The organism is Epibacterium sp. ABZ3_068, from assembly GCF_056159265.1.
This window is the reverse complement of sequence record NZ_JBSWUV010000001.1, coordinates 99,760-116,513: the sequence shown is the minus strand read 5'-3', so window position 1 is coordinate 116,513 and position 16,754 is coordinate 99,760. Positions and strand designations below refer to the sequence as shown.

General features: G+C 58.7%; 20 protein-coding genes. 14 read left to right on the top strand and 6 right to left on the bottom strand.

Annotation, left to right across the window (positions count from 1 at the left end; all coding sequences use genetic code 11):
• The first annotated feature begins 175 nt into the window (after positions 1 to 175).
• On the top strand, positions 176 to 628 hold the full coding sequence (locus tag ACXAEW_RS00590; RefSeq protein ID WP_474939454.1) for a methylated-DNA--[protein]-cysteine S-methyltransferase: 453 nt from the start codon (positions 176 to 178) through the stop codon (positions 626 to 628).
• Here the strand turns inward: ACXAEW_RS00590 and ACXAEW_RS00585 are convergent.
• From ACXAEW_RS00585 to fsa, 5 genes are all read right to left on the bottom strand, one after another.
• A complete protein-coding gene (locus ACXAEW_RS00585) occupies positions 625 to 1,317 on the bottom strand; it encodes a CDP-alcohol phosphatidyltransferase family protein (protein WP_474939453.1) in 693 nt (230 codons plus the stop codon). The two genes, ACXAEW_RS00590 and ACXAEW_RS00585, sit on opposite strands and share 4 nt — an antisense overlap.
• 132 nt (positions 1,318 to 1,449) lie before the next feature.
• Entirely contained in the window at positions 1,450 to 1,653 is a 204-nt protein-coding gene (locus tag ACXAEW_RS00580) for a hypothetical protein (protein WP_474939452.1), read from the bottom strand.
• A gap of 110 nt (positions 1,654 to 1,763) precedes the next feature.
• The gene (locus ACXAEW_RS00575) at positions 1,764 to 2,684 is read right to left on the bottom strand and encodes a tyrosine recombinase XerC (RefSeq protein ID WP_474939451.1); all 921 of its coding nucleotides are present in this window, start codon (positions 2,682 to 2,684) and stop codon (positions 1,764 to 1,766) included.
• Positions 2,681 to 3,388 (bottom strand): DUF484 family protein, encoded by a 708-nt coding sequence (locus ACXAEW_RS00570; protein ID WP_474939450.1) that lies wholly within the window; start codon positions 3,386 to 3,388, stop codon positions 2,681 to 2,683. Before ACXAEW_RS00570 ends, ACXAEW_RS00575 begins: the two co-directional genes overlap by 4 nt.
• Positions 3,389 to 3,661: 273 nt before the next feature.
• Positions 3,662 to 4,315: a fructose-6-phosphate aldolase gene (gene fsa / locus ACXAEW_RS00565; RefSeq protein ID WP_474939449.1), complete on the bottom strand. Its 654-nt coding sequence runs from the start codon at positions 4,313 to 4,315 to the stop codon at positions 3,662 to 3,664.
• Between the two features lie 135 nt (positions 4,316 to 4,450).
• Here fsa and ACXAEW_RS00560 point away from each other — a divergent pair, with 135 nt between their 5' ends.
• The 5 genes from ACXAEW_RS00560 to ACXAEW_RS00540 all read left to right on the top strand — a co-directional run bounded on the left by ACXAEW_RS00560 (position 4,451) and on the right by ACXAEW_RS00540 (position 10,353).
• Positions 4,451 to 6,655 (top strand): primosomal protein N', encoded by a 2,205-nt coding sequence (locus tag ACXAEW_RS00560; RefSeq protein WP_474942974.1) that lies wholly within the window; start codon positions 4,451 to 4,453, stop codon positions 6,653 to 6,655.
• Between the two features lie 318 nt (positions 6,656 to 6,973).
• Positions 6,974 to 7,558 (top strand): hypothetical protein, encoded by a 585-nt coding sequence (locus ACXAEW_RS00555; RefSeq protein WP_474939448.1) that lies wholly within the window; start codon positions 6,974 to 6,976, stop codon positions 7,556 to 7,558.
• 172 nt (positions 7,559 to 7,730) lie between these two features.
• Positions 7,731 to 8,966: an MFS transporter gene (locus tag ACXAEW_RS00550; protein ID WP_474939447.1), complete on the top strand. Its 1,236-nt coding sequence runs from the start codon at positions 7,731 to 7,733 to the stop codon at positions 8,964 to 8,966.
• Between the two features lie 66 nt (positions 8,967 to 9,032).
• Positions 9,033 to 9,899: a 50S ribosomal protein L11 methyltransferase gene (locus tag ACXAEW_RS00545; protein ID WP_474939446.1), complete on the top strand. Its 867-nt coding sequence runs from the start codon at positions 9,033 to 9,035 to the stop codon at positions 9,897 to 9,899.
• 109 nt (positions 9,900 to 10,008) lie between these two features.
• The gene (locus ACXAEW_RS00540) at positions 10,009 to 10,353 is read left to right on the top strand and encodes a hypothetical protein (RefSeq protein ID WP_474939445.1); all 345 of its coding nucleotides are present in this window, start codon (positions 10,009 to 10,011) and stop codon (positions 10,351 to 10,353) included.
• A 149-nt stretch (positions 10,354 to 10,502) separates the two neighbouring features.
• Here the strand turns inward: ACXAEW_RS00540 and ACXAEW_RS00535 are convergent, their stop codons facing one another.
• Entirely contained in the window at positions 10,503 to 10,721 is a 219-nt protein-coding gene (locus tag ACXAEW_RS00535; protein ID WP_474939444.1) for a DUF1127 domain-containing protein, read from the bottom strand.
• Positions 10,722 to 10,965: 244 nt separating this feature from the next.
• Here ACXAEW_RS00535 and ruvC point away from each other — a divergent pair, with 244 nt between their 5' ends.
• From ruvC to tolR, 8 genes are all read left to right on the top strand, one after another.
• Positions 10,966 to 11,463, top strand: coding sequence for a crossover junction endodeoxyribonuclease RuvC (ruvC, locus tag ACXAEW_RS00530; RefSeq protein WP_474939443.1), 498 nt, complete (start codon positions 10,966 to 10,968; stop codon positions 11,461 to 11,463).
• On the top strand, positions 11,460 to 12,146 hold the full coding sequence (ruvA, locus tag ACXAEW_RS00525) for a Holliday junction branch migration protein RuvA (protein WP_474939442.1): 687 nt from the start codon (positions 11,460 to 11,462) through the stop codon (positions 12,144 to 12,146). Before ruvC ends, ruvA begins: the two co-directional genes overlap by 4 nt.
• Positions 12,147 to 12,152: 6 nt before the next feature.
• Positions 12,153 to 13,184 (top strand): Holliday junction branch migration DNA helicase RuvB, encoded by a 1,032-nt coding sequence (gene ruvB / locus ACXAEW_RS00520; protein WP_474939441.1) that lies wholly within the window; start codon positions 12,153 to 12,155, stop codon positions 13,182 to 13,184.
• Between the two features lie 604 nt (positions 13,185 to 13,788).
• Positions 13,789 to 14,454: a type 2 periplasmic-binding domain-containing protein gene (locus tag ACXAEW_RS00515; protein WP_474939440.1), complete on the top strand. Its 666-nt coding sequence runs from the start codon at positions 13,789 to 13,791 to the stop codon at positions 14,452 to 14,454.
• 7 nt (positions 14,455 to 14,461) lie between these two features.
• Positions 14,462 to 15,007, top strand: coding sequence for an RNA 2',3'-cyclic phosphodiesterase (gene thpR, locus ACXAEW_RS00510; protein ID WP_474939439.1), 546 nt, complete (start codon positions 14,462 to 14,464; stop codon positions 15,005 to 15,007).
• A 32-nt stretch (positions 15,008 to 15,039) separates the two neighbouring features.
• Entirely contained in the window at positions 15,040 to 15,453 is a 414-nt protein-coding gene (ybgC, locus tag ACXAEW_RS00505; protein WP_474939438.1) for a tol-pal system-associated acyl-CoA thioesterase, read from the top strand.
• A gap of 105 nt (positions 15,454 to 15,558) precedes the next feature.
• Positions 15,559 to 16,251 (top strand): protein TolQ, encoded by a 693-nt coding sequence (gene tolQ, locus ACXAEW_RS00500; RefSeq protein WP_474939437.1) that lies wholly within the window; start codon positions 15,559 to 15,561, stop codon positions 16,249 to 16,251.
• A 15-nt stretch (positions 16,252 to 16,266) separates the two neighbouring features.
• Positions 16,267 to 16,749 carry a protein TolR gene (gene tolR / locus ACXAEW_RS00495; protein ID WP_474939436.1) on the top strand — a complete coding sequence of 161 codons (483 nt, stop codon included), beginning with the start codon at positions 16,267 to 16,269 and terminating at the stop codon, positions 16,747 to 16,749.
• Positions 16,750 to 16,754: the final 5 nt, after the last annotated feature.

Genomic DNA, 16,754 nt, shown 5'->3' with positions numbered 1-16,754 from the left:
GAATTTTAGGAAAAGTGGGATGCGCTTTGGGTGAGTGGTTAACAATTTGGGGTAGTTTGTTAACCAAAGTGCGGGCTCTGAGGCGGTGGAATACTATATGTGGGAGTGGTGGCTGGGTGAGTCCCAATTTTCGCCATAAGCCTATTAAAAATAACGTAAAATTTTAGGAAAGCCGATGCGAATTTCTTCACTTTTGACCCCGGTTGGGCGGCTCTTTATTCGTGAAAATGCTGGAGAGATTGTTGGGGTTGCCTGGTCCGGCGATGAGACTGGTGACTCGGCGGTGCTGCGCGAGGCCTGTGCGCAATTGGCCGCCTATTTCGACGGTCGGCTGCAGTCCTTTGATGTACCGATGCGGGTTGGGGGAAGTGCGTTTCAGCAGGCTGTCTGCGCTGCGATGTGCCGGATCCCCTTTGGAAAGACCCGGGAGTATGGAGACATCGCACAGGAGCTGGGCTCTGCCGCGCAGCCGGTGGGCAATGCCTGTGGGCTAAACCCGCTGCCAGTGCTGATCCCCTGCCACCGGGTATTGGCGGCTAACGGGTTGGGCGGATTTTCGGGGCAAGGCGGGGTGGAGACCAAGGTTGCCCTGTTGCGCCACGAGGGCGCAGCAGGTTTGTTGATTTAGTCACGCTGAGGCACGATTTGCTGGGTGATTCCCACCAGCAGAAGATAGACCGACGTAACCACCAGCCCCCAATGGGCCCAGCTTCCGGGGTGAAAATTGACCCAGGCGGCCCAGCCCGCAAAGAAGGTCCAGGCCAAAGCCATGGGCAGCGAAATCCTGCGCCAGCGTTCGGTGCGTACGGGGTGGATGAATTTGAGCGGCAGGAACATCGCTACGGCCAGAGCGGTGACCAACACAAGACTGGTCCAATGGCTGGGTTCCAGCGCAAAGATCACCAGGACCAGCATGTTCCAGCACCCCGGAAAACCTGAAAAGGAATTGTCCTTGGTCTTCATACGGGTGTCGGCAAAATACATGGCCGAGGCGAAAGTGATCACGATGATTGCGGCCCAGCCGGTCCAGCCCGCCATCAGCCCGGATTTGAACAGCGCAAAGGCCGGGATAAATACATAGGTCAGATAATCAATGATGAGGTCCAATAGCACCCCGTCAAATTCGGGGGCAAAGCGGCGCACATTGTAGTGGCGTGCCAAAGGGCCATCGATGCCGTCAACGGCAAAAGCAACCACCAGCCACAGGAACATCAGGTTCCATTTGGCTTCGACCGCGGCCAGCATGGCGAGCATGGCAAAAACGGCCCCGGTGGCGGTTAGAAGATGAACGGATAAAGCGCGAAATTGAGGTGTCATTCGACTGTGATGACGAATTTCGAGCAGGGCTTCAAGGGTGAAAGCAGGCCTGGTCTGCTGCAGGAGGGCCTGAGGCGCGCAGTCAGCCGGGGGCAGGGTGCCCCCTTGAGCTGCTGCCTGTTACTTGAGGCGTTAATGCAGGATGCGGTGCGCGCTTTCCTGGGGCTGGGCCTCCGTGGGGCCAAAAAACGACAGTTTGGCGGTATGCGGGCTGGGCAGCTCGATCCGCCGACCGCGAGGGGCACGCAGGGGGGCGGGCAGGGGCAGGGTCGGAGAGGTTGGGGCACCATCGGCCATTTGGATCAGGACGGCAGCAGGAACGTCAGAGGGCAGCATGTGTGATTCCTTTCTGGAAAATGTTGCTGCCATGATGGCCTGACAAGGTTAATGAGGCCCGCTGAATGCGGGGGCAATTTATGTCGCATTTTAGGGGAATTGCGCTGGTCTCACGCCTTGGGGTGGGCGCGACGGTAGACGTCCATCAGATGCGCGGTGTCCACGGCGGTGTAATTCTGGGTGGTGGAGAGGGACGCATGCCCCAGAAGTTCCTGAATTGTGCGCAGATCGCCGCCGGCCTCAAGCAAATGCGTGGCAAAGCTGTGACGTAAGGCATGTGGCGTGGCGGTTGGCGGCAGGCCCAGCTGGGCTCGGGTCTGTGCAACGGCCTTTTGGATCTGGCTGGCGGATACGGCGCCACCGCGCACGCCCCGAAACAGCGGCGCGTCCTGTTCTGGCTGAAACGGGCACAGGCGCAGGTAATGTGCAACCGCATCGCGTGCAGCAGGTAATACAGGGACAATACGCTCTTTCTGACCCTTGCCCAATATGCGCAGCACATCCGGCAGCGGCACATCCCGTCCCTTCAAAGACAGCGCTTCAGAGATCCGGAGGCCGCAGCCATAAAGCAGCGTAACAACCGCCACATCACGGGCCGCGACCCATGGTTTTTCCGATTGCAGCGCAACCGTCTCAAGCACCGCTTTTGCTGCGTCTTCTGACAGGGGGCGGGGCAGCTTCTTGGTGTATTTCGGGGCGCGGGCGGACAGAACCGCGGTGGGTTCAAACCCTTCCCGCTCTGCCAGCCAGCGGTAGAAGGCTTTGACCGAGGAGAGTTTGCGGGCCAGCGAACGCGCGCCGACACCCTCGCCGCGGGTCGCCGCCATCCAGGCGCGCATGTCGCCGGTGGTAATTTGCGCCAATGCCCCCAAACCTTGCGGTCCGCCGAAATGGGCGGACATGAAGGCCAGGAAATCCCGCACATCGCCAGAATAGGCGGTAATCGTGTTATCGGACGCCCCCTGCAGCGCATGGATGCTGGTCAGCCAGCTTTCCAGCGCATCCCGGCAGGCTGGCGAAATCAGGGTCATGACAGCCAGTTGCGCAAAGACCGTTCAAACACACCGGCAAAGAAGGTCAAAAGGTCGGTGCCGTGCTGTGGGGTGAACTGATGCGGATCTTCCGAGCCAAAGACCAGCATGGCAGGCAGGCGCCCCGGGCCAAGGTCGAGGGATAAAACCGCTTCGGAGCGGATCCAGGCGGCTTGTTCACCGTGAATCATTTCGTTGCCTTCATGCAACTGGCGCAGGGTAACAACCGGGGGCGGCGTGCTGCGGATCGTGCCAAGGTAGCGCATCACATAACCGGTGGGCAGAATACGCAAGGCTCCGGCGGCTTCAGCCACATCCTGTGCGTCATCTGCCTCGTTGCTTTCCAGCACCAATGTCAACGCATCGAGGTTCAGTGCTTCGGCCACCGTTCCATCCAGAGAGGCCAGGAACCCTTTGAAATCCAGCGGGTCCAACAGGGCCAGAACCGCGCGGTGGATCTGGTTGGTGCCTGCGAGGTTCTCATAGGCTGCGGCAATGACCGAACGATGCGTATCCTCCAGCCGGTCCAGCCGGGCTTCAAGTCGGGACATGGCAATGCCGCGCATATCCACGACATTTGCCCCAAGGGCGCGATCATTGGCGGCAACCAGGGCCTCCATTACGCTGGGGTCATCCAGCACCACATCCGGTTTCTCCAGAATCACGGCCCGCAGGCGGTCTTCCAATTGGGCTGAGCTGCTCATTCGTCTGCCTCTTATGTGTCTGCCCGGATCTATATCACAGGGAACGGGCACAGGGCGAGCCTTCTGTGGTTCAGAACCTCTGCTTCTGGCGCTGTGGCAGCCCGGCCCCCAGGGCCGGGCTGCCACGCCCAAGGGGTGTTGGGGCTCGGGCCGCAGGCCCGGGGGCCATAAACTGCGCGGGAGGACCTGCTTTTATGCATAAAAAAGCGCGCAAAGCCTGAGCCCGCGCGCTGATTGTGGTCCGTAAATACGGAAAAACTCAGAGGGTCTTGCTCAGAGGATCTTGATGTCTGCTGCTTTGATATCGGCAAGGAAAGCCGCAAGCCCCTTGTCTGTCAGCGGGTGGTTCACCATCGCCTTGATTACGGCAGGCGGGGCGGTGATCACATCCGCGCCAATCCGGGCGCTGTCCAGGATGTGGTTCACTGTACGGATCGAGGCGGCCAGAATCTCGGTTTCAAACCCGTAGTTGTCATAGACGATGCGGATGTCTTCGATCAGCTCCATACCATCCATGTTGATGTCATCCAGACGACCGATGAAGGGCGAGATGAAGGTTGCACCCGCTTTGGCTGCCAACAGCGCCTGATTGGCCGAGAAACACAGGGTCACGTTGACCTTATGGCCAGCGTCGGTCAGGGTTTTGCAGGCTTTCAACCCGTCCCAGGTCAGCGGGACCTTTACGGTGATGTTTTCCGCGATCTCCAGCAGCTTGCGGCCTTCGGCGATCATGGTCTCTGCGTCAACGGCGGTGACCTCGGCCGAAACGGGACCATCCACCAGATCACAGATTTCCTTGGTCACTTCAATAATGTCACGGCCGGATTTTTTAATCAGCGAGGGGTTGGTGGTTACACCATCTACCATGCCAAGATCGTTCAACTCGGCGATTGCGTCGATTTCAGCGGTGTCTACAAAGAATTTCATACCTTCGGGTCCTTGTCATGGCTTGGCCTTGGTTCAACTTGCCTTTACCTGATGGAAGGTCTTGCGAAAACCCTGTTTGCCTGTTTGGCCCGGAAATTTGTTAGCGGAAACGAAGGTTCATCTGATTTGCCCAACATTTTACTCAGCGACAGCCCCGAGTTTTTCCCGGAAGATGCGCGGGTGGGGGTTTTGACGAGTCAGCCACTGGACCGGCTTCTGGATTACAAAGCGCCAGAGGGCGGGTGTTTTCGCGGTGCCTATGTGGAGGTGCCATTGGGGCCGCGCAAGGTCTTGGGTGTGGTCTGGGGCCCCGGAGCTGGTGATTTTGATCTGGCAAAGCTGCGCCGGGTCAACCGGGTGTTGGATGTGGCGCCGATGCGTGACGAGATGCGCGCCTTTCTGAGCAAGGCTGCCGATTACACGCTGACGCCGATGTCGTCGATGCTACGCCTGGCCACACGCGCGCCGGGGCTGTCGGATCCGCCCTCAATGCGCAAGATCCTGAGGCTGGGCGAGACAACACCGGATCGGATGACCGAGGCCCGCGAACGGGTTCTGGCGGTTATGGAAGAGTTTGGCGGCCTTGCCTTCACCTCCAAGGAGCTGGCCGATATGGCCGGGGTGACCGGATCTGTGGTCAAGGGGCTGGTAAAACAGGGTGCCCTGGTTGAAGTAGAGACCCCGCGTGATCAGCCCTATCCGCATCTGGATCCGGATTTGCCGGGCAAGACCCTGACCGAAGATCAGGCGGCCGCGGCACAGGTTTTGGGGGATGCGGTCAAAAGCGGCGCTTATGGCACCACATTGCTGAAGGGGGTGACCGGGTCGGGAAAAACAGAAGTCTACCTTGAGGCGGTGGCCGCATGTCTGCGCAAAGGACGACAGGCTTTGGTTCTGTTGCCAGAGATCGCCCTGACGGCGGAGTTCCTGAAACGGGTCGAGGCGCGCTTTGGTGCGACCCCGGCTGAATGGCATTCCGGCGCCACCATGACCGAACGTCGCCGGGTGTGGCGGATGGTCGGGCAGGGGGCGGCGCAGCTGGTGATCGGCGCGCGCTCAGCTCTGTTTCTGCCCTACCGTGACCTGGGGCTGATCATTGTCGATGAGGAGCATGATACCTCCTACAAACAGGAAGATGGCGTCCTTTATAATGCGCGCGATATGGCGGTTCTGCGTGCGGCCATGTGTTCGGCGCAGGTGATTCTGGCCTCGGCTACGCCATCGCTGGAAACCTGGGCCAATGCAGAGGCCGGGAAGTACAGACGGTTGGATCTCAAGTCGCGCTTTGGCGCATCCGTTCTGCCAGAGATGCGCGCAATCGACATGCGCAGCGAAGATCTTTTGCCCTCCACCTGGATTTCGCCAACGTTGAAACAGGCAATGAAGCTGCGGCTTGAACGGGGGGAGCAGTCGCTGTTGTTCCTGAACCGCCGTGGGTTTGCGCCGGTGACGATCTGTCGGGCCTGCGGCGCGCAGGTGGCCTGTGACAATTGTGATGCCCGCATGGTCGAGCATCGGTTTCTGAAGCAGCTGATGTGTCACCAATGCGGGGCAACCAAACCGGTGCCAACCGAATGCCCCTCCTGCAAAGTCGAAGGGAAGATGGCCCCCGTCGGCCCCGGCATCGAACGGTTGGGCGAAGAGGCGGCAGCCTTGTTCCCGGAGGCGCGGATTGCGGTGCTGAGCTCGGATCTCTTTGGTTCTGCCCGTGCTCTGAAAGCGCGGATCGAGGAAATCGCCGCAGGAGAGGCGGATATTATCCTGGGTACGCAACTGGTGGCAAAAGGGCACAATTTTCCCATGCTCACCCTGGTGGGAGTGATTGACGCGGATCTGGGACTGCAGGGCTCGGACCTGCGCGCGGGGGAGCGCACCTTTCAACTGATGCGGCAGGTGGCAGGACGTGCGGGACGCGCGGAGCGCCCCGGTGAAGCACTGATGCAGAGCTTTCAACCCGAACATCCGGTGATCCGCGCGATCCTGTCGGGTGATGAGGAAGAGTTCTGGCGCGCGGAGGCTGAACAACGCCGTATTGCAGGCGTGCCCCCCTATGGGCGTATGGCAGGAATTGTCTTGTCTGGGACGGACTTGGCACAGGTTTTTGATCTGGGCAACCATCTGGCGCGTAACAATGGCCCGTTGCGTGCGGTCGGCGCGCAGCTTTTTGGTCCTGCGCCGGCGCCGATTGCACGGATCAGAGGCCGCCACCGGGTGCGGTTGTTGCTCAAGGCGGACAAGGGCGTGGCCCTCCAGGACGCCATTTCCCGCTGGCTGGCACCGGTCCGATTAAAGGGAGACCTGCGCCTGAACGTCGACATTGACCCGCAGAACTTCTTTTGACGAATTTTGACAAGTCAGAGTGAAAGGGTTCTTTAACCTCTCCTCTTATTTATCATTTCTTGTTTGGATTTTTTCGGGGCCTGTTTGGCGCTCTCAAAACAAAAAGTTGAATATGTGAAAGTGTGGAGGAGCGCATAACCGTCAGGGGCCTCACATTGTTCGCTTTATGTTTCTGTGGGTGAATTGTGGATATCCTGTGGGCATTTGGCGATGTCTTAGAGTCCGTTTTGAGAAAGGCGACCGTCCCAGGAATTGTGCACGCTTTTCCCAAGCGGTACGGTTAAATCTGTTTTGAGCATGAAAGTCATTGGAAACCATATGAACGTAACGGTTCGCACACATCAGTTTGGCCGGGAAAAAATGGTAGAGTTCGCGGAGAAAATTGAAGTGATTGCGCCGACGCGACGCCACTGGATGGGATTGGTGACGACGTTTTGTAGTCTTGTTGCCACAACGTGGTTTGCGGTCTCCTTAGTTGACAGCGCGCTGTTGGGAAAAGGGTGGGGAGAGGTTGTGGTGATCTCTGTGCTCTGGAGCTCTTCTCTGATTGCATTTGTTTGGAATTGTAGCTGGTATTTTTGTGGGTATGAGATTGCAGAGTTTGCAAGCCAAGACATTCATCTCCGTCGACAAGCCGGTCTGTTTTCATCCGAACGCCGATTTTCAAGGGATTGTTGCCATTCAACCAGGGTACGCACAGGTGATTTGCAGCATGGATATTGGTCTTGCGGGCCCAAATGGTGGTCGCCATTTGCTGATGGGCGGATAGAGTTTGAGTGCTCAAAAACCGGAACGCTGGATTTTTCTGGAGAATTACTCAGGTTCGGCTCCGAGATCTCTTCGGCAGAAGCAAAAGAAATCGTAGCTGTCATTGGTAAGAGATTTCCTCACTTGGCATCATGACGTTACGCCGCGCGCGTATTGGTACAATTGTTGCGCTGTTAATTGTTGCGGTTGGACGGGGTGTGGAAACACCTGAAATCAGCACCTTAAGTTCTATTGCGCATCTGTGCAGAGGGGGCTGTGCAACCTATCCCCTCTCGCCAGATTAAAAAAAAGGGCGTAAGGGGACGCCATGTTCAAGAAAATCTCCCTTTCTGATAGTGATCAGCTGCCGCGCTGGCGGCGGCCTATTGTGCTGTTGTTCCTGATGGCTTTGGCCATGCCCATTGCGTTCAATACCTGGTCTGCGCTTCTCAACAACTTTGTTATCGAAGTGGCGGATTTTGACGGGGCCGATATCGGGCTGTTGCACACGGTGCGCGAGATCCCGGGCTTTCTGGCGATTGGTGTGATTGCCGTCATCATGCTGGTGCGGGAACAGGTGCTTGGCCTTGTGTCGCTGACACTTCTTGGCGTGGCGACCGCGGTGACCGCCTGGTTCCCGAGCCTTGGCGGCATCCTGACCATCACCATGCTGAGCTCCATCGGGTTTCACTATTATGAGACGGTGAACCAGTCTTTGCAGCTGCAGTGGCTCAGCAAAGAGCGCGCGCCGCAGGTTCTGGGGTGGCTGGTTGCCGCAGGTTCTGCCGCGACGCTTGTGGTTTACGGTCTGATTGTGCTCCTGTGGGAGCCGCTTGGCCTGACGTATAATGTAGTCTACCTGCTTGCGGGGGGCACCACGGCGGCCATCGCGCTGTTTTGTCTGTTTGCTATTCCGCAGTTTGACGCGCCAACCCCCCAGACAAAGAAGCTGATCCTGCGCCGCCGGTACTGGCTGTATTACGCGTTGCAGTTCATGGCAGGCGCGCGGCGGCAGATCTTTGTGGTTTTTGCGGGCTTCATGATGGTGGAGCGCTTTGGTTTCGACGTGCACCACCTGACCAGCCTCTATCTGATCAACCTGGTGATCAATATGGTTGTGGCCCCTGTTCTGGGGCGGTTCGTTTCTGTCTTTGGGGAACGACGGACGCTGGTTATTGAATATGTAGGCCTTACGGTGGTCTTTGCCATGTATGGCGGGATTTATTGGTTTGGCTGGGGCGTGGTGCTGGCGGGCATCCTTTATGTGATCGACCATGTGCTTTTTGCACTGGCGCTGGCGCTCAAGACATATTTTCAGAAGATTGCCGACCCGGCTGATATTGCTCCGACTGCGGCGGTTGCCTTTACCATCAACCATATCGCAGCGGTTTTTCTGCCTGTGCTTCTGGGGCTTCTTTGGGTGGTTTCGCCGGGCGCGGTCTTTGCGCTGGCTGCCTGTATGGCGCTGGGCTCACTTGCGCTGTCGCTGCTGATCCCGCGCCACCCGGAGCCCGGCAATGAGACGGTGTTTGCCATGTGGCGGAGCGCGTCTCCGGCAGAATAAGGCAAATCCGCTTGACCTCTGCCTGTGCGCGGCCTAGGCGCGGGGCAGAGTTTCAGGAGATCCGCCATGCCCACATTTACTGCTCTGACCACATTGACCGGAAAAGCCCAGGCCGAGGCGCTGGGGGACGCAATGGAGACATTGACCCCAGAACCGACCGGGGTGGGTGTTTTTGAGGTCGAAGACGGGTCGGGCCTGTGGGAAGTGGGCGGTTACTTTGTCGAAGCCCCGGATCAGGCGGGGCTTGCCCTGTTGGCAACCATTCACGGCGCAAAACCCTTTGCCGTATCTGAACTGCCGGAAACCGATTGGGTCGCCCATGTCAAACGGGAGCTGCAGCCGGTCGAAGCGGGGCGGTTCTTTGTCTATGGTAGCCATGACGCGGATCGGGTGCCCGAGGACAGTGTGCCGTTGTTGATCGAAGCGGCAATGGCCTTTGGCACCGGTCATCACGGGACCACATTGGGCTGCCTTCTGGCGTTGGATCATCTGGTCAGCGAGGGTTTTGTGGGCGCGAAAGTTGCGGATATCGGTTGTGGCACTGCGGTGCTGGCCATGGCCGCAGCGCGGGTCTGGGAGGGGGATTTCATTGCATCCGACATCGATGAGGTTGCAGTGGAGGTGGCGATTGCCAACCTCAAGGCCAATGATATGGATGGAGCGGTGCATTGTGTTGAGGCTGCTGGCTTTGACCACCCGGATCTGGCGGCCAAAGCGCCCTTTGACCTGATCTTTGCCAATATCCTCAAAGGTCCGCTGGTTGCCCTGTCACCCGACATGTCGGCGCATCTGCGCGAAGGTGGTTATGCGATTCTCTCGGGGATTCTGAACGAGCAGGCGGATGAAGTGGTCGAGGTTTATTCCCAGAATGGAATTAATCTTGTCAAACGGGACGTGATTGGTGAGTGGACAACGTTACTTCTGCGCAAATAAGGTCATTTGAACTTAATTCGCTCTGAATTTTAACAAACTTTAGTATAGTTGCCTGACCGTTAGTGATTTCGCGCGAATTGATTGTCGTGCGGCAGGTTTGGAGGCAACTATGGGTGAACACATTGCTGAGTTTCGGTCCCGACTGTCCCGTCTGGATCGGAAGTACAGAGGCATGAGCGCGGGCTATGATGCAAAGCTGCGGTCAGACGGGCTGATTGTGATCACGCCGCGCAAGCCTAAGCGGCGCATTGCGCTGTTGCCGATTGCTGTATTCTTGTTGGGTTTTGTGGCGTTCAAGGCGTTTCTGCTGATGTCGTTGGGTCCGGACAGCTATGGCGAGCGGATTGCACGGCTTCAGGCCGGGACCGGCGTGGAGCAGGTCGGGGCCTTTGTCATGCAGGCTGATCCGCTGAGCAAACTGGTCGCAGACCAAATGGGAACCGCCTTGCAATAAGGCGTGTGCCTGTGGCGTGCCTGTCTGTGATCCGGGCACCCATCGAGGTTGAATAAAAACGCCGCCACCCGGATATGCCGGGGGCGGCGTTTTCTGTTCTGCTCGATTTTATTTTGTTGCCTGTGTGCGGGCGGATAGGCCCGCTGGGGTCAGCGAATGCAGCCTGTCTGGGTCAAGCGCTCGACTTCGCAGCGCGACAGCCCGATGTCTGCCAATTCGCGGTCAGTCAGCGCCAGAAGCAGGCGGCGTGTGCGGGTCTCTTCGCGCTTGGTCATAAACCAAGCAGCAAAGCCGCGCAGAGCTGTAGCCAGAGACTGCAAAAGCCCCATTGGCCCACGGGCGGAGGGGGCGAAATTCAAAGCTGCCATAACCGTGTCCTCAAATTGCACTGTGAAAAAAGCGCATTGTCATAAAAGTGTCATAAATTGGGTTGTCGGGATTTAAGGGTTTGGGGGGTGTGTCGCAACCAACAGAAACACAAGGCTACTATGCTGAAATTGCATGGCTCTTCCGGGGGCGTGGCCGGCAAGGCCGTAAAAGCGATTGGACATGTTCTCTTTTTGTGCTTATCGTGGGTCACAACAATAAAAACCAAGAAAAGGCCGGGCAAAGATGCGGATATTGGGCATTGATCCGGGGTTGCGGACCCTGGGATGGGGCGTGATTACGGCCGAAGGCACGCGGTTGAGCCATGTGGCCAACGGGTTGTGCCACTCTGATGGCGATGATCTGGGAGAGAGGCTGTTGTCGCTGCACAATCAGGTCACAGAGGTCATCGATGCCTATCAGCCTGACCAGGCGGCGATTGAACAGACCTTTGTGAACAAGGACGGAGCGGGTACGCTGAAGCTGGGGCAAGCGCGGGGCGTAGCCCTTTTGACGCTGGCCAAGGCTGGGCTGCCGGTTGGAGAATACGCGCCGAACCGGGTAAAGAAGACGGTTGTGGGCGTGGGCCATGCAGAAAAAGAGCAGGTGCTGCACATGGTGAAGCTGCAATTGCCGGGCTGTGCGCCAAAGGGGGCCGATGCTGCGGATGCGCTGGCGATTGCCATCTGCCATGCCTACTACGGCGGCACGAAGCAGCGACAGTTGAAAGAGGTGCGCGCATGATTGGCAAACTGACCGGGCGGCTGGAGTATAAGGCACTGGACCATGTGCTGATTGATGTGCGGGGGGTCGGCTATCTTGTGTTTTGCTCTGACCGTACTCTGGCCGGTCTGCCCCCCGTGGGGGAAGCGGTTGCGCTTTATACGGATATGGTGGTGCGTGAAGATCTGATGCAGCTTTATGGCTTTCCCTCGCTTGCTGAGAAAGAGTGGCACCGTCTGTTGACTTCGGTTCAGGGGGTGGGAGCCAAGGTCTCGCTGGCGATTTTGGGTACTTTGGGTCCGGATGGCGTTGGGCGGGCGATTGCTCTGGGCGATTGGGCCAGTGTGAAAGCGGCCAAAGGGGTTGGCCCAAAAACGGCACAAAGGATTGTGTTGGATCTCAAGGACAAAGCGCCCGGCATAATGGCGATGGGCGGCACTGTGGTTGATGCAATGGAGGGTCCTGGCCTGGAGGTTGTCGAGGCTGCGGATCCGGCCCCTGCACCCAGACGTAAAACCGCCAAAGCCCAAGTCCCAACAGGAGCGGCAGCAGCCACAGCCGGTGCCCTTTCGGCTCTGGGGAACCTTGGCTATGGCCCGTCCGAAGCTGCGGCCGCGGTTGCCGAAGCTGCGGGTGACAATCCGGATGCTGATGAGCCGGGGCTGATCCGCGCCGCGCTCAAGCTATTGGCGCCAAAGGGGTGATGCGCAATGATTGATGCAGATCCGACATTGCGCGCCGCGCCTTTGCCCGAAGATGGGGTTGTCGAAGGTGACCGGGCGCTGCGCCCTCAGGGGCTGGGTGAATTCATCGGGCAAGCCGAAGCACGGGCGAACCTGCGTGTCTTTATCCAATCCGCGCGTCAGCGTGGTGAAGCGATGGATCATACGTTGTTCCACGGGCCTCCGGGCCTTGGTAAGACAACGCTGGCGCAGATCGTGGCACGCGAGCTGGGTGTGAACTTTCGTATGACCTCTGGTCCGGTTCTGGCGAAAGCAGGTGATCTGGCGGCGATCCTGACCAATCTGGAAGCGCGCGATGTCTTGTTTATCGACGAAATCCACCGGTTAAATCCGGCGGTGGAGGAGGTTTTGTATCCGGCGATGGAGGATTTTGAGCTGGATCTGGTCATCGGCGAAGGGCCTGCCGCGCGTACGGTACGGATCGAGTTGCAGCCCTTTACCCTGGTGGGGGCCACCACGCGGATGGGGTTGTTGACAACGCCGCTTCGGGACCGGTTTGGCATTCCAACGCGGCTGCAGTTCTATACGGTGGATGAGTTGTTTGAGATCGTGAGCCGCAATGCGCGCAAGCTTGGCGCACCGGCGGAAGATGCCGGCGCACGGGAGATCGCGCGGCGCGCGCGGGGCACGCCAAGGATCGCCGGGCGGCTCCTGCGCCGCGTGGTGGACTTTGCGGTTGTCGAGGGCGACGGGCGGATCACCCAGGCGCTGGCCGATGGGGCCCTGACCCGGTTGGGGGTGGATCAGCTTGGGCTGGATGGGGCGGATCGGCGTTATCTGAAGCTGATCGCGGAGAATTACAGTGGAGGGCCGGTAGGGATCGAGACGCTGTCGGCCGCACTGTCAGAAAGCCGCGATGCGCTGGAGGAGGTGATAGAGCCTTATCTGTTGCAGCAAGGTTTGATCCAGCGCACGCCACGTGGGCGGATGTTGGCGCAAAAGGCCTGGATGCACCTGGGAATCGCGCCGCCCAAGTCGCAAAGTGATTTGTTTTCCTGATAGGGATTGGAACGCGCTATTTTGAAGTGCTGCCGATATTGGCTGGACAGGTGTCAGCGATTTATTCGGAAAGAATTGGTATTGATCGGAATGCAACTTGGTATCTTGGTAGGATGGGCGAAGAGTGGGGGATGTCACGGCTGCTTTCTGAAGTCAAATGGGCCAGGGTGAGGGAGTGTAACTCATGCAGATCGGGCCTTTGAAGCTGACGATTACTTGGGATTTGCGGTGCTGTTTGCCCGATGGCTAGATATAGATCTGGCTTCGGCGTTTGAGAGAAAATGGGGCCGGTACTTGAGTAAATTGGCCTTTGTAGGCTTGGTCTCCCGCCCGTCGTTGATCCTCCATGGAGGATCGCCTCCCGTTGGGCCGGGCGCCGCGCCTTTGGCGCGGCGAGGCGTTTGCCGCAACGCCAGATCCTGAATGCAGCCGCGCCGCGTCAGCGGCGCTTGGCCCAACGCGTCCCTTGGTCCGGCGCAGCCGGGCAGGGGGAAGGGGCGGGAGTGCCTCTGAGAGGGAATGACTGGCGCCACTCTTGTCGGAATGGGCAGGAACGTGCATAGAGCGCAGCCAGTAGTGCCCGATCCCAATGGAGCCAAGACCCGTGACACTTGCTTACAGCCCGGACCAGATCGAACAGCTTTTTACCCGCGCCGACGGCTCTTATGGCTTTGCGCGTTGGGGGCGGCCTATTGCGCCCATCGTATTTGGTGTTGAGGATGAAACGCTTGCCACCGTCAAAGGCGCGTTTGAGGCGGTGGCAACCCTTGCAGGCCACCAGATGGCTGAGACCGATCCGGAACTTGGCGCGAATCTCATGGTCTTTTTCTTCCGCGACTGGGACGAGCTTTTGGCGGTACCGGACCTCGACCGGATGATCCCGGATCTTGCGCCTTTGGTGGAGCGCCTGTCTCAGGCCAAGGCCAGCCAGTACCGGGCCTTCCGCTTTGACAATCAAGGCGCAATCCGGGCGGCTTTTGTGTTTTTATCCATGAACAGCGAACTGGCCAAGATCCCGGCCGAGACGCTGGCCCTGACCCAGGCGGTGCAGACAATTGTGATGTGGGGTGAACGGGCCTTTGCGGAGGTTTCGCCTTTGGCCGTCGTGCCTGACAGCGGTGCCACCATCCTGCGGCCGGAGATCGCCGGGGTGATCGCGGCCGCTTATGATCGGATGATGCCGCCCTCGGCGGATGACCGGAGCCACGCGCTGCGCCTGTTTGCGCGCCTTCAGGCCCCGGTTCAGTCAGAAAACCACCAGTCGGAGTAGCGTTTCCATGCGGTCCTTTGTCGGCTTGCCTCTGTCAGATGCGGATCAGGAGCGTTTTGAACGCCTTCAGGGAAGTTTGCGCATCGGGCGGCATGTCGCAGGGGAAAATCTTCATCTCACGCTGGCCTTTCTGGACGAGCAGGATACTCAGACCTTGGAGATCCTGCATCATGAGTTGGACGCGATCGACGCACCGGACCTGCGGATCAGGGTAGACCATTTGGACGTGATGGGGGGCAGCACACCGCGTGTTCTTTGTGCTGTGATTGCAGATAATCCAGCACTCTCCGAACTGCGTGAAGCGGTGCGCCAGGCCGCGCGACGGGCCGAGATTGATTTGCCACGCGAACGGTTCCGTCCCCATATTACCCTTGCACGGTTTGCGCGACATATGGAGGTGGAGTCGCATGAGGCCATGGCGCGCTACCTCGAGAAATGGGGGGCAACGGCCTGGGAGCTGGATCCGATCGGTGAATTCACTCTCTATCAGTCAGTGCTGTCGCCAGAGGGGCCGATCTATACACCTCTGGCGCAATACCCTTTGGGAGCGTAAGACCGCCCCATCCAGGCAGACGAGCAGACCCCATGTCACAAGATCCAATGTCACAAGATCCCATCCACACTTTCCCGATCCGCGTCTATTATGAGGACACTGACATGGGGGGGATCGTCTACCATGCGAATTACCTCCGCTTTATCGAACGGGCCCGCAGCGACTGGGTGCGTGCGCTTGGGGTAGATCAGAATGCCATGCGAGAGGCGGGAGAGGTCTATGTGGTGCGCCGGGTGGCGGCGGATTTTCTCGCTCCTGCAAAGTTTGACGAGGAACTGGTGGTCGAGACCCGGCCACAGGAGATCACCCCTGCGCGTCTCAAATTGAAACAAACGGTGATGCGTGACGGGCGCGCTTTGTTTGTGGCAGAGGTCACGATTGTGGCGATTGCCACGGAAACGGGCCGTCCTGTGCGACTGCCGGCAGAGATTCGCGCATTGCAGTAACAAATTTTGGCGCGCTGCTGCTCTGGATGGCAATTGCTATTGATCTGGGTTACCTTGTGGCCAAATAAGGCCAAAAATATGGCCAACAATTGATAGAGCAGGTCTATGGAACATTCTTTGGCGCTGGCACAGGAGATTGATTTCTCCATGTGGGGGCTGTTTGCGCGGGCAACCGTTACCGTGAAACTGGTCATGTTGATGCTGATCGTCGCATCAATCTGGTCTTGGGGCATTATCATTCAAAAGCTGATCACCTACCGGGCCGCACGGGCCGAGGCTGCGCAGTTTGATATGGCCTTCTGGTCCGGAAAACCGCTGGATGGTTTGTTCGAGGCCTTGGGGTCCAATCCCGCAGGGCGTTCCGAGCGGATTTTTGCCGCCGGAATGAGCGAATGGCACCGAAGCCATCGCGATGATGGCGGGTTGATTGCCGGCGCCCAGGCCCGGATTGACCGGTCGATGGATGTCGCAATTGCAAAAGAAGTCGAGGAGCTTCAGGGCGGACTGTCTGTCCTGGCGACAGTGGGGGCCACTGCGCCATTCATCGGGCTTTTTGGCACGGTCTGGGGAATCATGACCTCTTTCATCGAGATTGCAGAGCAGCAGAACACAAACCTGGCTGTTGTTGCGCCGGGTATTGCCGAGGCGCTGATGGCCACGGGGCTGGGTCTGCTGGCCGCGATTCCCGCCGTGATTTTTTACAACAAGCTCAGCGCCGACAGTGACAGGATTGTTGGCGGCTATGAGGCCTTTGCCGATGAGTTTGCCACCATTCTCAGCCGTCAGCTCGACAGCTGAGCAGGAGGAACGGACATGGGTGCAGCGGTTCAAGGCAAGTCTGACGGCAACCGGCGGCGCGGACGCAAACGGCGGCGGTCTCAGGCAATGGCCGAAATCAATGTCACGCCGTTTGTGGATGTAATGCTTGTATTGTTGATCATTTTTATGGTGGCCGCGCCTCTGATGACAGTGGGCGTTCCGGTGGAACTGCCCAAAACCGCAGCGGGCGCTTTGCCCGGAGATGACGAAGAGCCGTTGACCGTGACCATGACCGCGGCTGGTGAAATTCAGATCCAGACCACGCCGGTTGCGCGCGAAGAGTTGGTTGTGCGCCTTCAGGCCATCGCTGCCGAACGGGAGAGCGACCGGATTTTTCTGCGCGCTGATGGTGCGATTGCCTATCAGGACGTGATGCAGGTCATGGGCGCCCTGAACGCTGGTGGCTTTGCCAATGTGGGTCTGGTGACCGACACGGGCGGGCCTGGTTTGGACGGCCGCGACGCGGCGGGTCAGTAACGGGG

Coding starts and splice junctions, on each gene's coding strand:
- tolQ (WP_474939437.1), top strand. CDS start 15,559: ATGGAACATTCTTTGGCGCTGGCACAGGAGATTGATTTCTCCATGTGG.
- ACXAEW_RS00535 (WP_474939444.1), bottom strand. CDS start 10,721: ATGGCAGCTTTGAATTTCGCCCCCTCCGCCCGTGGGCCAATGGGGCTT.
- ruvA (WP_474939442.1), top strand. CDS start 11,460: ATGATTGGCAAACTGACCGGGCGGCTGGAGTATAAGGCACTGGACCAT.
- ACXAEW_RS00590 (WP_474939454.1), top strand. CDS start 176: ATGCGAATTTCTTCACTTTTGACCCCGGTTGGGCGGCTCTTTATTCGT.
- ruvC (WP_474939443.1), top strand. CDS start 10,966: ATGCGGATATTGGGCATTGATCCGGGGTTGCGGACCCTGGGATGGGGC.
- fsa (WP_474939449.1), bottom strand. CDS start 4,315: ATGAAATTCTTTGTAGACACCGCTGAAATCGACGCAATCGCCGAGTTG.
- thpR (WP_474939439.1), top strand. CDS start 14,462: ATGCGGTCCTTTGTCGGCTTGCCTCTGTCAGATGCGGATCAGGAGCGT.
- ACXAEW_RS00570 (WP_474939450.1), bottom strand. CDS start 3,388: ATGAGCAGCTCAGCCCAATTGGAAGACCGCCTGCGGGCCGTGATTCTG.
- ACXAEW_RS00550 (WP_474939447.1), top strand. CDS start 7,731: ATGTTCAAGAAAATCTCCCTTTCTGATAGTGATCAGCTGCCGCGCTGG.
- ACXAEW_RS00545 (WP_474939446.1), top strand. CDS start 9,033: ATGCCCACATTTACTGCTCTGACCACATTGACCGGAAAAGCCCAGGCC.
- ruvB (WP_474939441.1), top strand. CDS start 12,153: ATGATTGATGCAGATCCGACATTGCGCGCCGCGCCTTTGCCCGAAGAT.
- ACXAEW_RS00580 (WP_474939452.1), bottom strand. CDS start 1,653: ATGCTGCCCTCTGACGTTCCTGCTGCCGTCCTGATCCAAATGGCCGAT.
- tolR (WP_474939436.1), top strand. CDS start 16,267: ATGGGTGCAGCGGTTCAAGGCAAGTCTGACGGCAACCGGCGGCGCGGA.
- ACXAEW_RS00585 (WP_474939453.1), bottom strand. CDS start 1,317: ATGACACCTCAATTTCGCGCTTTATCCGTTCATCTTCTAACCGCCACC.
- ACXAEW_RS00575 (WP_474939451.1), bottom strand. CDS start 2,684: ATGACCCTGATTTCGCCAGCCTGCCGGGATGCGCTGGAAAGCTGGCTG.
- ybgC (WP_474939438.1), top strand. CDS start 15,040: ATGTCACAAGATCCAATGTCACAAGATCCCATCCACACTTTCCCGATC.
- ACXAEW_RS00555 (WP_474939448.1), top strand. CDS start 6,974: ATGAACGTAACGGTTCGCACACATCAGTTTGGCCGGGAAAAAATGGTA.
- ACXAEW_RS00540 (WP_474939445.1), top strand. CDS start 10,009: ATGGGTGAACACATTGCTGAGTTTCGGTCCCGACTGTCCCGTCTGGAT.